The organism is Sinomonas susongensis (assembly GCF_005877005.1).
In the GTDB taxonomy this organism is placed as follows: Bacteria; Actinomycetota; Actinomycetes; order Actinomycetales; family Micrococcaceae; genus Sinomonas; species Sinomonas susongensis.
This window is the reverse complement of the sequence record NZ_SSNH01000001.1, coordinates 469831-488859: the sequence shown is the minus strand read 5'-3', so window position 1 is coordinate 488859 and position 19029 is coordinate 469831. Positions and strand designations below refer to the sequence as shown.

Genomic DNA, 19029 nt, shown 5'->3' with positions numbered 1-19029 from the left:
ACAAGCTCGAGATAGTCACGCCCCACCACGTCGATCGTCCCGGTCGCCGCGACGGGCTCACCGACTGCAGCCTCGCAGTGGCAGACCACGCGAGCACGATCGCGGGCGAGTGCACGCAATGCGGTGCGAATACTGAGCGAACGCCGAACCGCGGAGGGTTCCCCCATCGCTTCCCGGCCGACCCCCGTGATCGCGGCGACGTGACTCAGGGGCAGGAGAACGCTGCGAGGAGCGACCTCGACAATGCACCACTCCTCGGCCAGTTCAACGATGCGGCCTCGGAACCGAAGGCCGCCACGAACGACGAATTCGAGCGGCACAGACTGTGCTCTGAGTCGGTCCACAAGAGCGACAGCCCCCTGCTCGGCTCGGACCAGCTCATTCACGCCTGACTCGAAATCCGCCCTTTCGGCGGCCGCTACTTGTGCTTCCATCATCGAAGAGGGCCCCCCAGCGCATGGCCCCACCCTAGGCAGCTCTCGCACTCGGAGCAATCGCCGATGAGATTCCGGTAGACACTGCTTGTCAAAACGGGTCACACTGTCGCAAACACGGGCAAACGTGATCAAACAGGATCAACGTCGTGTGTCGAGGGACCCGGCCCAGCCGAAGAAAACCGAAGTAGGGGGACAGATGAAGTCAGCAGCAGGGCGACCTCAGGGCGACGCCATCGTAGCGGCACTCGGCCTCGCGGCAGGATGCATCCTCGCAGCCTCTGGGCCTGCGATCGCCGCGAGCGGAAGCACTTCGAGCGCAGAGGCGCAGCTGGGACTCGGCGCAAGCGTCGTGGGCCTGACGATTGTGGTCTGGTGGCTGTTGGCCATGACCTGCGCGATCGCGGCCGCCATGCTCCATGCGGCCGGGCGGCAGAGCGCGGCCCGGTGGGCCGGCGCAGCGGCTCCCCCGTTCATGCGGCGACTCGCCTTGGCCGTTCTCGGAGCGACGCTTGCCGTGGGTCCTGTGGCGCACGCAGATGAACCGCCGTTCGACCCCACCTGGCAGACCACCGCTCCATTCCAGGCCGCCCCCGTGACCCCCGATGCCGCTGCCGTTCCCCCCGATGCCGCTGCCGTTCCCCCCGATGCCGCTGCCGTTCCCCCCGATGCCGCTGCGGTTCCCCCCGCGCCCTCTAGCGTGCCCCTAGACGCCTCCGCCACCGCTCCGCCCGAGGTTGGCCACGGCGTTCAGATTGGCCAGGGCCTTCAGGTTGGCTCGGGCACTCCGGTTGGCCAGGGCCTTCAGACCGAAGCCTGGACGCCCCCGAAGGAGCCGCCCTCCCCCGGACCTCTGGCGCGTCCCGAACTCAGGACGATGCCGCAGCCCTCGGCAGTGGAAGTGCGCCCTGGCGATTCGCTCTGGAGCATCGCAGCCCGTCATCTCGGCCCCGAGGCCCACGCCCTCGAAGTAGCCGACATGTGGCCAAAGTGGTTCGAGAGGAACCGCGGCGTGATCGGCGACGACCCGGACATCCTCCGTCCGGGGCAGCTGCTTGTCCCGCCGAACCTGTGAGTCGAGCCATGCTCCGCATCGGACTCCGACCAGCGACGAAGGAATCGCGATGAGCGCCGATGCCGTCAGCCCCAGTGCCGAAAGACACTCCGTCGAGCAGCTCGCGGCGCGCATCACGAGTGCGGCGCTAGAAGTCCTGGCTGGACAGCGGCCTGTCCAGCAACTTGCGCCGTGGCTGCCGCGTGATCTGCTCGCGAGGCTACAGCTGCGGGCCAATCTCGGGCGCGCGGATGTAGCGCCACCGCAATCGCGGGCCGCGAAGGCACACCGCGCCTCGATCGTGACCTCGGCCCGGGCGAGTCTCGTCGCCCCCGGAATCTACGAAGCGTCCGCTGTCGTCTCGGACCGGTTGCGCAGCCGCGCGATCGCCCTGCGGCTCGAGCGCAGGGGCAGTGGTCGCGGGTGGAGGGTCACCGCGCTCGAAATCGGCTGAGTCAGCGCTTGCGGTTCTTCGCCCGCCGCGGCCCCTGCTGGCCCGAGCCAGGCCCCGTCGCACCGCTCCTCTTACCACGAGAACCGTTCTGCGCAGACTTCGCCGAGCGCGCCTGCTCGACGTGCGTCTCAGTGGAACCATCCTCTGCGGGAGCAGTGTACTGGAGCTGAGCAGGACGTTCGGGCGCCTCGATCCCCGGCGTCTGCGCGGACGCGCTCTCGGCCGCAACCTCAGCGGCCTGCACCTCGAGGTTGTAGAGGAAGCTGACGGACTCCTCGCGGATGCCTTCCATCATTGTCTGGAACATTGCGAAGCCCTCGCGCTGGTACTCGACGAGCGGATCGCGCTGGGCCATAGCGCGCAGGCCGATTCCCTCCTTGAGGTAGTCCATCTCGTAGAGGTGCTCCTGCCACTTCCGGCCGATGACGGACAGGACAACGCGCCGCTCGAGTTCGCGCATGTTGTCGGAGCCGATCTCCTCCTCGCGCCGCTGATAGACCAGCTTCGCGTCGGAAAGGATCTCCTCCTTCAGCATCTCGACGGTCACCCGCGCTTTCCCGCCGGCCTCCTCGATGATGTCCTGAGGCGTGATTGTCACGGGGAAGAGGGTGCGCAGGTTGTTCCACAAACCATGGAAGTCCCAATCGTCGCCGTTGCCCTCGGCAGTCGCAGCTTCGATCATGGCCGTGAGCGTGTCCTCGATGAAGAACTGGACCTTCTCGTGCAGATCGTCACCCTCGAGGATTCGGCGGCGGTCGCCGTAGATCGCCTCGCGCTGGCGGTTGAGGACGTCGTCGTACTTGAGCACGTTCTTGCGCTGCTCAGCATTTCGGCCCTCCACCTGCCCCTGGGCCGACTGGATGGCTCGGGACACGAGCTTGGATTCCAGCGGAGTCTCATCCGGCAGGCTGCTCGCCATGAGACGTTCCGCGCCTCCCGTGCCGAACAGGCGCATGAGGTCGTCGGTGAGCGAGAGGTAGAAGCGGGACTCGCCCGGGTCGCCCTGACGGCCGGATCGGCCGCGGAGCTGGTTGTCGATGCGTCGGGACTCGTGCCGCTCAGTGCCCAGCACGTAGAGTCCGCCAAGCTCGAGGACTTCGTCGTGCTCCTCCTTGACGGCCTTCTGTGCCTCCTTGAGGGCCCCGGGCCAAGCGGTCTCGTAGGCCTCCGAATCCTCCTCGGGATCGAGTCCGCGGGAGGCGAGCTCTGCTACAGCCATGAACTCGGCGTTGCCGCCGAGCATGATGTCGGTGCCGCGGCCAGCCATGTTGGTCGCAACCGTCACGGCCCCCTTGCGGCCCGCTTGGGCGACGATCGCCGCTTCACGCGCGTGGTTCTTCGCGTTGAGCACCTCGTGGCGGACGCCCGCCTTCGCGAGGGCCTGCGAGAGGTACTCGCTCTTCTCGACGCTCGTCGTGCCCACGAGGACGGGCTGGCCCTTGGCATTGCGGCGTGAGATGTCCTTGACGACTGCGTCGAACTTGACCACCTCGTTCTTGTACACGAGGTCGGGCTGGTCTACGCGGGCCATCGGCTTGTTCGTCGGAATCGGCACCACACCGAGCTTGTACGTGCTCATGAACTCGGCGGCCTCGGTCTCGGCCGTACCCGTCATACCCGAGAGCTTCTCGTAGAGGCGGAAGTAGTTCTGCAGGGTGATCGTTGCGAGAGTCTGGTTCTCGGCCTTGATCTCGACGCCTTCCTTGGCCTCGATCGCCTGGTGCATGCCCTCGTTGTACCGGCGCCCGGGAAGGATACGGCCGGTGTGCTCATCGACGATGAGAACCTCGCCGTCGAGCACGACGTAGTCCTTGTCCCGCTTGAACAGTTCCTTCGCCTTGATGGCGTTGTTGAGGAAGCCGATGAGCGGCGTGTTGGCCGACTCGTAGAGGTTGTGGATGCCGAGATAGTCTTCGACCTTCTCGATGCCGGGCTCGAGGACGCCGACCGTACGCTTCTTCTCGTCTACCTCGTAGTCGCCCTCGCCGAGGCGCAGCGCGATCTTCGCGAACTCCGAGTACCAGCGGTTCGCATCGCCCTGCGCGGGTCCGGAGATGATGAGCGGGGTGCGCGCCTCGTCGATGAGGATCGAGTCAACCTCGTCGACGATGGCGAAGTGATGGCCGCGCTGGACGAGCTCATTCTTGTCCCACGCCATGTTGTCGCGCAGGTAGTCGAAGCCGAACTCGTTGTTCGTGCCGTACGTGATATCTGCTTCGTACTGCTTCCGGCGCGCTGCCGGGTCCATGTTCGCCAGGATGCAGCCGCTGGAGACGCCGAGGAAGCGGTATACGCGCCCCATGAGCTCGGACTGGTACTCGGCGAGGTAGTCGTTGACCGTGACGACGTGGACGCCCTTGCCCGTGAGCGCATTGAGATACGCCGGCGCGGTGGCCACGAGCGTCTTGCCTTCACCGGTCTTCATCTCGGCGATGTTCCCGAGGTGCAGGGCGGCACCGCCCATGAGCTGGACGTCGAAGTGGCGCATGCCCAGGGTGCGGCCCGCCGCCTCGCGCACCGCAGCGAAGGCCTCGGGGATGAGGTCGTCGAGCTTCTCGCCGTCGTTGTAGCGTGCCTTGAGCCGGTCGGTCTCTTCACGGAGCTCCGCGTCCGTGAATCCCTTGAACTCTTCCTCGAGCGCATTGGTCGCGTCGACGTAGACGCTAAGCTGCTTCAGGATCCGGCGGTCACCGGTCCGGAGGAGTTTCTCGAGAAGGTTTGCCACGTGGCTTTCGCTCCCTTGTCAATGGCGTGAGCCCGCAATGCCGTGTACTGCGGGCGGCTTTCAGTCTACGGGAGACACGAGTCGCCGCGTATCCGGGTTCCCGAGTGCGTGAGCCACCGGCGCGGCGAGGCTTCCTTCGTCGGCAACCACGATGTCCTCGAGCTGGAGCCAGTCGGCGAGGAGGCGCAGCTCCTGCGCGAGTTCGACGGCGGTCCCCGGCGGAGCGTCTGCCTCGCCGTGCACGGCATGCACGAGCAGGACTCCTCTTGTGCGGTCCGCCTTGAGATCGACTCTGGCCGCCATCGTCTCGCCGAACAGGAACGGCAGCACGTAGTAGCCGTATCGCCGACGCTCCGCAGGCGTGTAGATCTCGATCCTGTAGTGAAAGCCGTAGAGCTTCTCGAGCCGCCGCCGCTCGAACACGAGGGAATCGAACGGGCTCAGCAGCGCCCGCCCTCCCGCGGACCTCGGGATGCCCGCCGCTGCGTCCTTGTAGAGGTCAGGGCCCCAGCCGCGGACTTCGACCCGTTCCGCCTCGCCGGCACGCACGAGCTCCGCGAGCGCCGCTTCCGTCGCTTTCACGGGAAGACGGAAGTAGTCCGAGAAGCATCGGACCGTCCCGATTCCGTGGGCGCGGAGCGCCGCACGGGTGAGGATGAGTGCCGCCTCGTCCCGATCGAGCTCGTTCGCGCCGAGGCCCGCGCCGGTTGCAGTCAGCGGCCGGCCGCTCAACGCGGCGGGTGCAAGAGTCAGGGGCTCCAGAGTGGCGGGCGTCAGATAGGCGGCGGGCAGCACCGCCGCCGTGAGCGTGTAGCGTCGCTCGAACGACGCCGTCCGTCCCGCCGAGCTCACGATGCCCTGCTCGAAGAGATGGCTGACAACTCGCTTGACGGCGTTCCAATTCCAGCCCCACTGATCGGTGCGCCGCTCCTCGACGTGCCCGAGACGCTCCGTGAGCTGTGCCGCGGTGAGAGGGCGGCTCGACGCCAGCACGGCCAGGATCCGCTCTGTCAGGTCGTCCCGCACTTCAGGCGCAAGGCTCGAGGCACCGACCCAGTCACGCTTCTGCCAAAGCCGGAGGGCCTCGAAGTGCTCTGGCTTGATGAAGCTCGCCTCGTGTGCCCAGTACTCCACCATCCGACGGGGGCTGCGCGAGGACATGCGGTCGAGGCTCTCCCTGTCGTAGGGGCCGAGCCGAGAGAAGAACGGCAGATAGTGGCTGCGGACGAGGACGTTGACCGAATCGATCTGCACCAACTGGAGCTTGTCGAAGATACGGCCCAAGGCCCGCGTTGTCACGGGGGCCTTGGGCCGTGCTCCTATGAGTCCTTGTGCCGAGAGGGCGACGCGTCGGGCCTGCGAAAGGCTCAGGGCAGCGCCCACCAGCTCTCCTCCCGTGCCGTCAGTGGACGACGGCTCCTTCGTCGTCCGAGCGGTAGGCAAGGATGCGGTCTTCTACCGCTGCCTTGCCCGGCTCGCACGCCTGATCGAGGCTGATCACGCCGTACGTCCACCCGCGACGACGGTACACGACCGAAGGCGTGTTGGTCTCGGCGTCGATGAAGAGGTAGAAATCGTGGCCGACGAGCTCCATGTTGTCAACGGCGTCGTCGAGGGTCAGAGTCGCCGCGGGGAAGACCTTACGGCGGATGAGGACTGGAGAGTCACCGGCAGGAATGTCGTTCTCGACCTCGTAGGGCGAGGTGCCGTCATGCTCGGCCTGAGAATCCTGGGCCTCGAGGGGTGCATCGGCATAGATCGGCGTGCTGCCGCTCACTACCGGGAGGGACGCCGTGGCCGTCTTCACCGCAACCGGTGTGTGCTTGCCGTGGTGGACCTTGCGCCTGTCCTTCACCCGCCTTAAACGTTCAAGGAGCTTTCCATACGCAAGATCAAAGGCCGCAAACTTGTCCGGGGCTGTCGCCTCCGCTCGGATCACGGGACCGCGCCCCGTCACCGTGAGTTCGACGGTTAGCTGGTCGCCCCCTGATCGAGCACTGGTCTGCTTCGAGCACTTGGCATCGACGCGCTGGACCTTGTCTGCCAGATTCTCGATCTTCTCGAGCTTCTCGGTGGCGTACTCGCGGAACCGGTCCGACACAGTCAGGTTGCGCCCACTGATCTTGAACTCCATGGTGCCCTCCAGAAGACTACTCGGTCAGCCCGATGGGGCTCTTGGGGGCCGCTGCTTGACAGTCGAGCCCCTTTCTTGAGCCGCTATCGAGAGGTTCCCCTCAGCCTGGAACCTGTTATCGACGTTAGTTGATCGTCACCGATTGCACACCCCTTCTTGCCCTGAAATTCACTTCGTGTCCGCTGCAAGCGTCAAAGCGTCGGTTCTTGCGCCTGCTTTTGGAACGACAGCGAGGACAACCGCGCCAATCACGACGGCGCCATTGTCTTCCAAGGCCCGAGCCGCCTCGCGGAGTGTGGCGCCGGTCGTCAGCACGTCGTCGACGATGACGATGTGTCGCCCCGCCAGGGAGCCATCTACTCCACGAAGCGCCCGCCGAGGCGTTTGGGCTCGAAGACTGCCCGAGAGGCGAGCCCTCCTGTCTCGGCGACCGAGCCCCTTCTGACCTCCCCGTGCCCCCGAGGCAACAGACGCCGCCAGCTGACGGACGGTTGTCACGATGCCAGCAGGCCGGCGCCGGAGAACGCGGACGCACCGCGCCGTCGGTGGCAGCAGACTGTGGTGGGAGAGCCACCGAAGAAGGTCGTGGACGGGGTCGAAACCCCTGCGCAGATAGGCGGCCGTGGTCGTGGGCACCGGCACGAGCCAGATCGCGGGACTCTGGCGGGATTCGTGCAGAGCGCCACGCAGAGCACGGCCAAGGGCCGCCGCAAGTTCGGCTCGGAGGCCCGGGGCCCCGTGGCGCTTGTAGGCGAGCAGGGCCTGAGCGAGTTCGCCGCGGTACAGCCCTGCGGCGACCGCAGCGACGAGGACGCGGCCGTCGTACTCGAGAAGCCCCGGCGCAAGGGCTTCGCACCGGGCGGGGACCGTCGTCGCCCGGCGCAGCCTCCGAGCGCAGGCAGAGCAGAGCACGCTCTCCGGGGCGGAGCAGGACGCGCACTCCACGGGGACCACAAGCGAGAGGAGGGCGGCACCTATTTGGGCTGCGATCGTCACAGACCGGCGGAGGACGCCGGTCACGGGAGCAACGTGACGCGATGGGTTCGTCATCTCCTCACGCTTCCGCGACCGGATGCTGGACTCGAGGCCCGACTGCATGCATGTGGACGACACGCCCTGACGGCCGCCGTGAGGGGCAATCGATGCGGGCAGTTGCGGCGGGCTGCCGGCGAGGGGAGATGGAAGCCCCAGCCCCCGAGGGGCGAAACGAGGAAGCCCCAGCCCCCGAGGGCGAAACGAGGATGCCTCAGCCCGCGAACGCGAGTTGAGTGGCCCCCTTGCCCTGCTCCGTCCAGGAGGTGCGGACGAGGAGATAGATGCCGTCCGGCGTCATCGCGTAGATCGCGGTATCGCCGTTGCCTGCCGAGAGCGACTGGATTCCAGTCAGCGGCGAGATCTGGCGCGGCTCTCCGCCCTGCAGGCTCACGAGTTCCGGGGCCACCTGGGCCGTGGACGAGGTCTCGGACACGATGACCGTCGACTCGTCGACCCAGAGCGCGACATCGGGATTCCTCGCAGTGAGCGGCAGCGTGATGGGGTTCGTGAGCGTCTGCGGGGTGCCGTCCGGGCCGCGGACGATGCCCGAAATCTGGAGGAGGGTCTGGCCCCCGGCCTCGGAGAGGACAAGCGCGCGTACGCCGTCACGGGAGACGCGCAGGGACTTGACGGTGCGGCCCGCAAGCCACGGCGCCGACACGCTGGTGCGCGGCACGGCGGTGTTCTGGGCAGTGCCGACCGGTTTGAACGCGACGACCTGCCCCGGTGCGCCGGGGTCCGGCGCGGAGGACCACACCCAGTCGTCGGGCCCGATCGAAGGCGGCACCAAGGACTGGCCTGACTCCAGGAGCCGGGCCGGCTCCCCCGGGATGATCGAATACAGGTTCTTCCCCTCGTCTCCGAGGAACGCGTAGACATGTTCCGAGGAGGCGGCAGCGGGATTCGAAGGGGCGAGCTGCGAGACCGAGGCAAGGCCGTCGATCTTGGACGCCTGCTTGGAGCCGTACTGAACGAGCTGGCCGCCCGCGATGCCGACCTGCCACGAGGGGACCTTCGGATCCACGAGCGGTTCCGGCTGCCGGGGCGCCGAGGGATCCTGGATGGCGATCTCGGTCTGGTTCGTCCTCAGGGAGACGTCTCCCACGGACGGCAGAGCCGCGAGCGTCCGCACGAGCTGGCTGTGCATGCGCTGCCGGTCTGTGAACGACGCGTCGCGCAGCTCGGGGGTCAGGTCGACCTGGGCTACGTTTCCGACGATCGGCACGGACTCGCGCTCGAGCTGGATTCCCTGGGGGAACGCACTCGCGACCGCGGGCTTGAGATACGGCGCAGGCCCGGCGATGAGCGCGCTCACGAGGGACTTCGCGATGCCGGAATTGTCGATGAACCAGCGGGCATCAGGGACGAGGATCGCGAACGTCGGATCGAAGAAGTAGATCGAGAAGGCGCGGTACAGGACCTTGAATGTCTCCTCGGGGATGGCCGTCCCGTCCGGGATCTTGGAAAGCCGCCACTGGCCGTCGACCTGCGTGAGCTCGACGTCGATCGACTGCTTCGTCCCTGCCGGGTACTGCGTCATGATCCCGTCCTGGTCGACGGAGTAGGCGACGTCGAGCTCGTAGCGGTAGGCGTTCGGCCGGCCTGCCGGGACCACAGTCGCGCTGCCCCTGTACACGAGCGTGCGCTGGCTCGGCTTCCATGAGACAGCGTTCGCCGGCGCCAGGAACTGCCGCGCGACGGTGAAGTCGTTCTGATAGCCCGAGCCCGCGTTGAAGAAGCCTTCGATGATCGACTGGGGCGACCCTCCCGTCTGGGGTCCCGGGGGGATGTACTGGGGTGCGTTCCCGACGGCCGAGCCGCCGTCGTTGCTCGTGCCCACGGCGCCCGCGGTGGGGATCTGGGCACAGCCCGCCACGGTGAGGAGCGCGACGAGGGCGAGCGCGGCCCAGCGGAGGGCTCGAGCAATGCGCCCGGGGCGCCGGAAGATAGACGACGGCGACAGGTCGGTCACGGCGTTCTGCCTCCGAATTCCGGGGGTACTTCGGCACGGGGCGCCCCGGCGACGGGCGCCGTCTCGCTCTGCTGGGCGCCGGAGACGGGTTCCCCTTCGGCATGGTGCGCGCCGACGGTGGGCGTCGCGACAGTGGCCGCCCCTGCAGAAGCCGCCCCCGCAGACGGCGTCCCGCCCGCACTGCGCAGCGCCGTTGCTCCCACGACGACTTCGCGGGTCGCGCCGCGAACGAGGGGAAGAGTGCCGCCCGGCTCGAGGGCTACCGGCGATTCGACGATCGTGCCACCGGCGTGAAGGGGCAGCGTGAGGCGGAAGCACGAGCCTTCGCCTCTGCGTCCCCAAGCCTGGAGCCAGCCGTTGTGGAGCTTGACGTCTTCTGTGGCGATCGAAAGTCCGAGGCCGGACCCCCCGGACTTGCGTGCCCGCGCCGGATCGGCCCGCCAGAACCGGTCGAAGACCCGCGCGGCTTCAGACGGCGACATGCCGATCCCGTGGTCGCGCACGGAAACCCCCACCGCATCCGCGTTCGCCGCGACGAAGATCTCGACCGGCCGGCCCTCGCCGTGCTCGAGCGCGTTCAGGAGGAGGTTGCGCAGCACGCGCTCGATGCGGCGCGCGTCCATGTCCACCACGATGCTCCCGGCCCGCGCGTAGAGCCTGACCTCGGAGCCGCAGGAGACGGCAATCGGGGCGGCTGTCTCGATGACCGAGCGCACGACCGTGACGATGTCCTGCGGTTCGACGTCGAGGCGCGCGACTCCCGCGTCGAATCTCGAGATTTCGAGGAGATCGTTGAGGAGCGCTTGGAAGCGCTCGACCTGGTTGTAGAGGAGCTCGGCGGACCGCTTGTTGACGGGGTCGAACTGTCCACGCGCGTCGTAGAGCACCTCTGCCGCCATGCGCACTGTCGTGAGCGGAGTCCTCAGCTCGTGGGAGACGTCCGAGACGAATCGCTGCTGCATCTGCGACAGTGCGGCGAGCTGGTTGATCTGCTCCTGGAGGCTCGTCGCCATGTGGTTGAAGGACTTGGCGAGTCGGGCGACCTCGTCCTCGCCCTCGACCGCCATGCGCTCCTCGAGCTGCCCGGCAGCGAGCTTCTCGGACACAGCAGCCGCATGGCTCACAGGGCTCACGAGGCTTCGCGTGACAATCCAGACGATCGCGCCGATCAGCAGGATGAGGAAGACGCCGCCGAACCACAGGACGTTCTGCATCTCGTCGAGCGTCTCCTGCGCCGACTGGATGTCGTACAGGAGGTAGAGCTCGTAGACGGTGCCCCCGAAGGTCACCTTGTTGCCCACCGCGATCGCGGGATGGACCGTGTTGTCGACCGTGAGGGGGATCGACTCCCAGAACTGCTGCGACTGCTGCGATCCCTCCACGGCCGCGCGCAGCGACTGCGGAATGTCGTTCTCGGTCCTGAGGTACGAGGCGCGGCTGTCGACCCACTGGTTGCGCGGCTGGTCCTGGTTCGGGACGGCAAGGAAGACGTACTGGCGGGGCGTACCCGAGTCGCGGGCCTCGAGCGTCGCGAGCGTGTCATTGACTAGCTTGAGCACGCCCTGCTGGTCGGTGACCTGCGCGCCGTCGAACGTCTCCTGGACCTGGGTGACGCTCTGGCGAGTCTGGACCTCGGATTGGGTGAGGCGTTCCTGGAAAAGGCTGTTAGCGATCTGGTTGGAGAGGTAGATGCCGACCCCGAAGATCGAGGCACACGCGAGGACGAGCGTGATGAGGACGGTCCGGAACTGCAGGGAGCGGCGCCATCGGCGCATGAACGCCGAACGGATGCGGCCGGGAATGCGCAGGAGTCGGCGGAGGTACCGGCGGCCTTCTCGGCGCATCCGTGCAGCCGTGATCCGGGCGCGCCGGGCCGCGAGAGCGCCACGGCGCTGGACACGCCCGGCCACGTCGCGGGCGCGTGCCCAGCGGTCCTCCTGCTGTTCCATTCCTGCCTCGGTCTAGCTCCCGGCCTTGTAGCCAACGCCCCGGACGGTCAGGACGATCTCCGGCGCCTCGGGATCGCGCTCGATCTTCGAGCGCAGACGCTGCACATGGACATTAACGAGCCGGGTGTCGGCGGCATGCCGGTAGCCCCACACCTGCTCGAGGAGGAGCTCGCGCGTGAACACCTGCCACGGCTTGCGAGCGAGCGCGACGAGCAGATCGAACTCGAGCGGGGTGAGCGCGATCGGCGCGTCACCGCGCCGCACAGTGTGGCCGGCGACGTCGATCGAGACGTCCCCGATCCGGAGGGTTTCGGGGGTCTTGGCCTCGCCCGGGCGGAGCCGGGCGCGGACGCGCGCGACGAGTTCGGCAGGCTTGAAGGGTTTCGGCACGTAGTCGTCTGCGCCTGACTCGAGCCCGCGCACGACATCCGAAGTGTCCGACTTGGCGGTGAGCATGACGATCGGCACGTCGGACTCGGCGCGGATTCGGCGGCAGACCTCGATGCCGTCGAGACCAGGGAGCATGAGGTCGAGCAGCACCAGGTCCGGCTTCTGGGCACGGTAGACGTCGAGGGCCTCTGCCCCGTCTGCACAGAAGACCGGCTCGAAGCCGTCATTGCGCAACACGATGCCGATCATCTCGGCGAGGGCCTCGTCGTCGTCTACAACCAGAATGCGTGCCTTCATGCTTTCCACTTTCCCGCACATTCGGCCGCGGCCCGTTCAGGCACGCCCGCCCGCGCGCTGTTCTATTCTAGTCTCCGCATGGATCCGACCGTGTCCGGGCACCCCGCTCGGGGACTCGGCCATGCCCCGAATGCTGGGTTCAGGCCCAGCGAGGTGGCCTACAATCGTCAGAGTGCCACCCGTCTCCACGCTCCTGACAGCCGTCACGCTCGATCCTGCTGCCGTGGCCCTCGCGCTGGCAGCGGCGGTGCTCTACGGCGTGGGACTCCGTTCGGCCCACCGCCGAGGTGAACGCTGGCCCCTCTGGCGCGTCCTGTGCTTCTACGTCTTCGGCATCGCCGCGTACCTCGTCCTCACCTGCGGGTTCACGGGCGCGTACGGGCGCGAGCTCCGCTGGGCCTTCACGCTCAAGCTCGCCCTCCTGTTCTTCGTGATCCCGCCCCTCGCGGGCCTTGGAAGGCCTCTCAGCCTCGCGCGCACGGCCCTTGGCGATCGAGGTCGACGGCGGCTCGATGCCATCATGGCGAGCCGTCCGATGCGGGTCCTCGGGAACGCGTTCGTCGCGCCGGTCCTCGGCCTCGCATTCTTCGGGACGTTCCTGACGCCCCTCCTGGCCACCTACCGTGCCGATCCCGTCGTGAGTGCCGCACTGAGTGTCGCCATTCCACTTCTCGGGCTCGTGCTCGCGCTCCCGATCACTGAGGCCGAGGGGTTTCAGCGGACGTCGAGCTTCATCATGCTCGAGTTCGTCTACGTGTTCATCGAGCTGCTGGCGGACGCAGTCCCCGGCATCGCGCTCCGGCTCAACGAGACCGTGCTCGACGGGGTCACCCAGTGGGCGGCAGGCGCGCCGGGCTGGTTCCCCTCCCCCATCCGCGACCAGCAGCTCGCAGGGGACCTTCTCTGGTTCATCGCAGAGATCGTCGATCTGCCGATCATCATCCTCATGTTCGTGCGCTTCAGCCGGAGTGACAGGCGCGAGGCCCGCAGCTTCGACGAGCTGAGCGACGAGGAGATGGACGCGCTCACGGAGGCGCACCTGCGCCAGCGCGGCGAGTAGGCCAACGCGGCGAGTAGGCCAGCGCGGCGAGTAGGCCAGCGCTCAAGGCCAGCGCTCAGCCGAAAGCGAGCTGATTGACGGCGTCGGTGAGCTTCACGAGCCGGGCGAGGACCGCCGTCGCCCGCTCCGGCGAGACGTCCCTGAGGCTGCCCGCGGGAGTCACGCGCACGGCGCCGAGCGCTCGCTCGGGCAGGCCGAGCTGACGCCAGGGGCGGAGGAGCCGCTCGGCGACGTCGTGGGTCGTGGTCCCGTGTGGGGCGTCGAGCGGCAGCAGCCCGAGCCAGACGCTCGCTCCACTCTCCACGGCAGCCGCGAGGGATTCCCACTGCGCGACGCTCAGCGACTCGGCGGGGAGGGCGACGCCGTCCGCCCCAGCTTCGAGGATGCGCTCGATCGGCGCTTCCCAAGCCGGTGTCTGGAGGACGACCTTCTCGGCCCCGCCCTCGCGCAGGGCCTCTATGAGCCCCGCCCACGCGGCCCTCGCCTCGGCGGAGGGCAGCGCCCGGAGGGTCCGGTACCCGCTCGCGGTCGGCAGGAGGCCCGCGAGGACCTGGGCGGCGTCCGGCTCGGCCACCTGGACGGTGAGCTTCGCACCCGGCGCGGCGGCGCGGACACGGGCGAGGAACGGCGCGACACCCGCCGACAGCGAGTCCGCAATATCGCGGCGGGCCCCGGCATCGACGAGGGCGCGCTCCCCGCTGTGGAGATACAGGCCTGCCATAAGGCTCAGCGGGCCCAGAATGCGGACCTGGAGCCCCTCTGCATGCGATTCCTCCGCGCCGACCATGTCGGCGAGGACGTTGACGTCTGTTGCGAGCGCCGACTCGGCGCGTGCGGCGTCGCGCCCGGGGCGGTCGACGAGCCGCCAGCCGTGGGGCTGGAGGTCAGCGTGGAGGTCGACAAGCAGGCTTGCGGTCCGTCCCACGGCGTCGGAGCCGACGCCCCGGTCCGGGAGCTCGGGAACGAACGGCAGATGCGGGGTTCCGAGCTCGCCCCGAATGGCCTTCTCGGCCTCGACCGGGTCCGTTCCGGGCCACTCGCCCAGAGCAGTGGCCGTGACCTGGGTCTGGTCCGCCGTCTCCGAGGACATCCGTCAGGCCTGCTCGGCCGAGGCGGCTCCGCCGGCAGGCCCATCCGTCGGAGCGTCCGGCTTCTGGCGAGCGTGGTGGTCCTGGGAGATCGCCTGGTGATGGCGGATGACCTCGCTGATGATGAAGTTGAGGAACTTCTCCGCGAAGGCAGGATCAAGCTGCGCGTCCTCGGCAAGCCGGCGGAGGCGCGCGATCTGCGCCGCCTCGCGGTCAGGGTCGGCGGGGGGCAGGTGATGCTTCGCCTTGAGCCAGCCGACCCGCTGGGTCACCTTGAACCGCTCAGCGAGGAGGAAGACGAGTGTCGCGTCGAAGTTGTCGATGCTCGAACGGATGGAGAGCAGCTCCTGCATGACCGCCGGATCGACGGAACCCTTGAGCGAGCTGGCGGTCGGGTCGTAGTCCTCTTCGGCCTCGGCCGACTCAGGGCGGGCGTCATCACGGGGCTGCTCGGTCATGCTGCAAGTCTAGGTTGCCGAGCGGGCCCGCGCGGACGACGACGGCGGGAGCCGCCCGCCGTCGTCGTCCGCCCGCTGGCGTGCCGCCGAGGCTCAGCCGCCGAGGAGCGCCCGATGGGCCTCTCGGCGTTCTGCCTGCTCGACCGGATCGGGTACCGGAAGCGATGCGATGAGCCGCTTCGTGTAGGCGTCCTGAGGATCGTTCATGACACGGCTGCTGATGCCCTGCTCGACGAGCCGCCCCTTGTACAGCACCCCCACCCAGTGGCTCAGTTGGTCCACGACTGCGAGATCGTGGCTGATGAACAGGGCGGCGAAGCCGAGCTCCGCCTGGATCTCGCGGAACAGCTCGAGCACCTTGGCCTGGACCGAGACGTCGAGTGCCGAGGTCGGCTCGTCGGCGACCAGGAGCCGCGGCTCGAGCGCGAGCGCGCGGGCGAGCGACGCTCGCTGGCGCTGGCCGCCCGAGAGCTCGTGCGGGTACCTCGACGCGTAGGACGCCGGGAGCTGCACGGACTCGAGCAGCTCGCCGACGCGCCGGCGAAGCTGGGCCGGCTGCAGGCTGAGGTGCACGACGAGCGGTTCCGCGACGCATTCGCCGACCGTGAGCTGCGGGTTGAACGACGCCGCGGGATCCTGGAAGACGAAGCCGATCTCCTTGCGCAGCGGCCGGAAGGACCGTTCGCGGAATCCGACCATCTCATGCCCGAGGACCTTGAGGCTCCCGCCCGTGGCACGCTTCAGCCCCGCGATAGTCCGGCCGATCGTCGTCTTGCCCGAGCCGGATTCGCCGACGAGCCCGAACACCTCCCCCGCCGAAACGGTGAAGGAGACCCCCTCCACCGCGCGGAAGGCGGGCGAGCCGAGCCGGCCGGGGTAGACGATCTCGAGCCCCTCCGCCCTGACGAGCACCTCGCCGTCCTGGTGGAGGCGCTCGGTCGCGCCCTCGGACGCGGAGTCGCGCCCGAGGTGCGGGACGGCAGCCAGGAGACGGCGGGTGTAGTCCTCGCGCGGCTCGGCGAAGAGCTTGCGCACCGGGGCCTCCTCGACGACCTCGCCCTGGTACATGACGACGACGCGATCGGCGAGGTCCGCAACGACGCCCATGTTGTGGGTGATCAGCACGATCGACGTGCCGTAGAGGTCCCTGAGGTCGCGCAGCAGCTCGAGGATCTCCGCCTGGACGGTGACGTCGAGCGCAGTCGTCGGCTCGTCCGCCACGATGAGCTCCGGGTCGAGGGCGAGCGCCGCTGCGATGACGACGCGCTGCTTCTGTCCTCCGGAGAACTGGTGTGGGTAGTAGTCCACCCGCTTCTCGGGGTCGGGGATGCCCACCTTGCGGAGGGCCTCGATCGCCCGCTCGCGTGCCTCCTTCCGGCTCACCCTGTGGCCTTGGCCTTCACCGCTCCGCGACCTGTGGGCGCGGATTCCCTCCATGATCTGCCAGCCCACGGTGAAGACCGGGTTGAGCGCCGTCGAGGGTTCTTGGAAGACCATGGCCACGTCCCGCCCGCGCAGTTCGCGGAGTCTTGCGGCCGAGAGCGAGACGACATTCTGGCCCTTGATCACCACCGCGCCGGAGCTCGTGGCAGTCTCGGGCAGGAGACCGAGGATGGTCTTGGCCGTCACGGTCTTGCCGGAGCCGGACTCGCCGACGATGGCCACGACCTCGCCGGCCCGGACGTCGAGGCTCACGCCGCGGACCGCGCGCACCTCGCCCGCGTCGGTCGCGAACGAGACCTCGAGTTCGTCGATGTCGAGCACGTTCACAGCGGGAGCCGTGGGACGCACGTCAAGCTGCTTGCTCATGCCTGGCCTCCTTCATGCTGTGCCGGTGCTTCATGCTGTGCCGGTGCTTCATACGGTGCCGGTGCCGGTGCTTCATTGCGGGACGCGCCCGCCGTCGTCGCCCGCTGCTTCCGGCCGCGGCCACGTGTGCGGAGCCGCGAGTCGGCGAGGTCGTTCATGCTCTCGCCCACGAGCGTCAGCCCGAGCACGGTCAGCACAATCGCGAGGCCGGGGAACACACCTGTCCACCAGATGCCCGCGGTGACGTCGCTGATCGCCTTGTTGAGGTCGAAGCCCCACTCGGCGGCGCTTGTCGGCTCGATGCCGAAGCCCAGGAAGCCGAGGCCCGCGAGGGTCAGGATGGCCTCCGAAGCGTTGAGGGTGAAGATGAGCGGGATGCTCCGCGTCGCGTTCCGGAAGATGTGCCGCGCCATGATCCGCCAGCTGGATGCGCCCAGGACCTTGGCTGACTCGACGAACGGCTCAGCCTTGAGGCGGATCGCCTCGGCCCGCACGACCCGGAAGTACTGCGGGATGAACACGACGGTGATCGAGATCGCGGCGGCGAGGATGCCGCCCCAGAGGCTCGACTGCCCGTGGCTGATGACGATCGACATGACGATCGCCACGAGCAGCGACGGGAAGGCGTAGACGGCGTCCGCGATGACGACCAGGACGCGGTCGAGCCATCCGCCGAAGTAGCCAGAGGCGAGGCCGAGGGCGACGCCGGCGAAGATCGAGAGGGCGACGGCGACGACGATGACGAGCACCGCCGTCTGGGCACCCCACACGACCCGGGAGAACACGTCGAACCCGCCGACCGTGGTGCCCCAGATGTGCTTCGAGCCCGGTGGGTCCTGGGTGGGGAAGTTCCCGCCGGCGTCCGAGATCTGGGAGAAGCCGTACGGGGCGACGAGCGGCGCGAGGAGTGCCATCAGCAGGAAGATCCCCGTGAGCACGAGGCCGGTGACGAGCATTCCCCGCTGGAGGCCCACGCTGTTGCGCACATGCGAGAGAACCGGGAGCCGCGTCCAGAGCGGCTCGCGGCGCTCGAGCTGTGGAAGGGTCTGCGTGGACATCAGTACCTCACCCTCGGGTCGATCAGCGCGGCGACGACGTCCACGATGAAGTTGGTTACGGCCACGATGACGGCCAGCAGGACGACGATGCCCTGCACCGCGACGAAGTCGCGTGCCGTCAGGTACTGGGCGAGCTGGAAGCCCAGCCCCTTCCACTCGAAGGTTGTCTCGGTGAGGACGGCACCTCCCAGAAGCAGCGCAATCTGGAGGCCCATGACCGTGATGATCGGGATGAGGGCGGGCTTGTACGCGTGGCGCGTGACGAGACGGAACTCGCTCACGCCGCGCGAGCGTCCGGCCTCGACGTAGTCCCGGCCGAGCGTGCCGATGAGGTTCGTGCGGACAAGCCGCAGGAACACGCCCGCCGTGAGCAGCCCGAGCGCGAGTGCGGGGAGGATCGCGTGCGACTCGACGTCCCAGAAGGCGGCGAGGTTCCCGCTGCGGAGGGCGTCCAGCCAGTAGATCCCGGTGGGTGACGCGAGGCTCGTGAGCGCGATCTCGGTCGACGTCGACGCTCGGCCCGCGACCGGCAGCCAGCCGAGCCAGACGGAGAAGACGAGCTTGAGCAGCAGTCCGGCGAAGAAGACGGGCGTCGCGTAGCTCAGGATGGCGAAGATGCGGAGCACGGCGTCGGGCGTCTTGTCGCGGCGGTGGGCGGCGAGCATTCCGAGCGGGATCCCGACGACGAGCGCGACGACGACGGCGTTGACCGCGAGCTCGAGTGTCGCCGAGCCGAACGTGGCGAGCATCTCGGTCACGGCACGGTTGTCGGAGATCGTGCGGCCGAAGTTGCCCGTGAAGATCTGGCCGAGGTACTCGAAGTACTGGACGAGGATCGGGCGGTCGTAGCCGGCCTCGTGGATGCGCTGGGCGAGCTGGTCAGCCGGGAGGCGGCCGCCGAGGGCCGCGGTGATCGGGTCTCCCGTGATCCTCATGAGGAAGAAGACCATGGTCACGAGGATGAGGATCGTCGGGAAGATCAGCAGGAATCGGATGATGAGGTAGGTCGCGAGTCCGCCGCCCTTCCGCTTGGCGGCCGGGGCGGGCAGGCCCGCGGCCTCAGGGGGGGTCTCAGTCAGTGCAGTCATTTAGGGGAGTTCCTCCGCACAGCA

The 19029-nt window shown here is 68.2% G+C and carries 16 protein-coding genes; 4 read left to right on the top strand and 12 right to left on the bottom strand.

All coding sequences use genetic code 11. The features are described from left to right. The first annotated feature begins 200 nt into the window (after positions 1-200). The 3 genes from E6A21_RS02280 (at position 201) to E6A21_RS02270 (ending at position 1942) form a co-directional block, all read left to right on the top strand. A complete protein-coding gene (locus tag E6A21_RS02280; protein WP_138442486.1) occupies positions 201-392 on the top strand; it encodes a hypothetical protein in 192 nt (63 codons plus the stop codon). A 241-nt stretch (positions 393-633) separates the two neighbouring features. Then, complete coding sequence (locus E6A21_RS02275; protein ID WP_138442485.1) at positions 634-1509, top strand: LysM peptidoglycan-binding domain-containing protein; 876 nt, start codon at positions 634-636, stop codon at positions 1507-1509. A 49-nt stretch (positions 1510-1558) separates the two neighbouring features. After that, positions 1559-1942 carry an Rv3235 family protein gene (locus tag E6A21_RS02270; protein ID WP_246036134.1) on the top strand — a complete coding sequence of 128 codons (384 nt, stop codon included), beginning with the start codon at positions 1559-1561 and terminating at the stop codon, positions 1940-1942. A 1-nt stretch (position 1943) separates the two neighbouring features. On the opposite strand, the gene secA is transcribed toward E6A21_RS02270, so the two are convergent. The 7 genes from secA to mtrA form a co-directional block, all read right to left on the bottom strand. Next, the gene (gene secA, locus E6A21_RS02265) at positions 1944-4667 is read right to left on the bottom strand and encodes a preprotein translocase subunit SecA (protein ID WP_138442484.1); all 2724 of its coding nucleotides are present in this window, start codon (positions 4665-4667) and stop codon (positions 1944-1946) included. Between the two features lie 60 nt (positions 4668-4727). After that, entirely contained in the window at positions 4728-6050 is a 1323-nt protein-coding gene (locus tag E6A21_RS02260; RefSeq protein WP_138442483.1) for a winged helix-turn-helix domain-containing protein, read from the bottom strand. A 19-nt stretch (positions 6051-6069) separates the two neighbouring features. Beyond that, a complete protein-coding gene (gene hpf / locus E6A21_RS02255) occupies positions 6070-6801 on the bottom strand; it encodes a ribosome hibernation-promoting factor, HPF/YfiA family (RefSeq protein ID WP_138442482.1) in 732 nt (243 codons plus the stop codon). A gap of 168 nt (positions 6802-6969) precedes the next feature. Beyond that, the gene (locus tag E6A21_RS02250; protein WP_171041224.1) at positions 6970-7851 is read right to left on the bottom strand and encodes a ComF family protein; all 882 of its coding nucleotides are present in this window, start codon (positions 7849-7851) and stop codon (positions 6970-6972) included. A 196-nt stretch (positions 7852-8047) separates the two neighbouring features. Next, complete coding sequence (locus E6A21_RS02245; protein ID WP_246036133.1) at positions 8048-9808, bottom strand: LpqB family beta-propeller domain-containing protein; 1761 nt, start codon at positions 9806-9808, stop codon at positions 8048-8050. Further along, complete coding sequence (gene mtrB / locus E6A21_RS02240) at positions 9805-11757, bottom strand: MtrAB system histidine kinase MtrB (protein ID WP_138442480.1); 1953 nt, start codon at positions 11755-11757, stop codon at positions 9805-9807. Before mtrB ends, E6A21_RS02245 begins: the two co-directional genes overlap by 4 nt. A 12-nt stretch (positions 11758-11769) precedes the next feature. Continuing rightward, positions 11770-12444, bottom strand: a complete 675-nt coding sequence (mtrA, locus tag E6A21_RS02235; RefSeq protein WP_138442479.1) for an MtrAB system response regulator MtrA — start codon at positions 12442-12444, stop codon at positions 11770-11772. A gap of 172 nt (positions 12445-12616) precedes the next feature. Between mtrA and E6A21_RS02230 the strand changes: the two genes are divergently transcribed. Further along, positions 12617-13504, top strand: coding sequence for a cytochrome c oxidase assembly protein (locus E6A21_RS02230; protein ID WP_138442478.1), 888 nt, complete (start codon positions 12617-12619; stop codon positions 13502-13504). A 55-nt stretch (positions 13505-13559) separates the two neighbouring features. Here E6A21_RS02230 and E6A21_RS02225 read toward each other — a convergent pair whose 3' ends face one another. The 5 genes from E6A21_RS02225 to E6A21_RS02205 form a co-directional block, all read right to left on the bottom strand. After that, a complete protein-coding gene (locus tag E6A21_RS02225; protein ID WP_138442477.1) occupies positions 13560-14594 on the bottom strand; it encodes a uroporphyrinogen decarboxylase/cobalamine-independent methonine synthase family protein in 1035 nt (344 codons plus the stop codon). A gap of 3 nt (positions 14595-14597) precedes the next feature. After that, the gene (locus tag E6A21_RS02220; RefSeq protein WP_138442476.1) at positions 14598-15050 is read right to left on the bottom strand and encodes a chorismate mutase; all 453 of its coding nucleotides are present in this window, start codon (positions 15048-15050) and stop codon (positions 14598-14600) included. Between the two features lie 93 nt (positions 15051-15143). After that, complete coding sequence (locus E6A21_RS02215) at positions 15144-16859, bottom strand: dipeptide ABC transporter ATP-binding protein (RefSeq protein WP_138442475.1); 1716 nt, start codon at positions 16857-16859, stop codon at positions 15144-15146. Then, positions 16856-17917, bottom strand: coding sequence for an ABC transporter permease (locus E6A21_RS02210; RefSeq protein ID WP_138442474.1), 1062 nt, complete (start codon positions 17915-17917; stop codon positions 16856-16858). Before E6A21_RS02210 ends, E6A21_RS02215 begins: the two co-directional genes overlap by 4 nt. Further along, on the bottom strand, positions 17917-19005 hold the full coding sequence (locus tag E6A21_RS02205) for an ABC transporter permease (RefSeq protein ID WP_138442473.1): 1089 nt from the start codon (positions 19003-19005) through the stop codon (positions 17917-17919). The genes E6A21_RS02210 and E6A21_RS02205 overlap by 1 nt, the downstream gene beginning before the upstream one ends. Between the last annotated feature and the right edge of the window lie 24 nt (positions 19006-19029).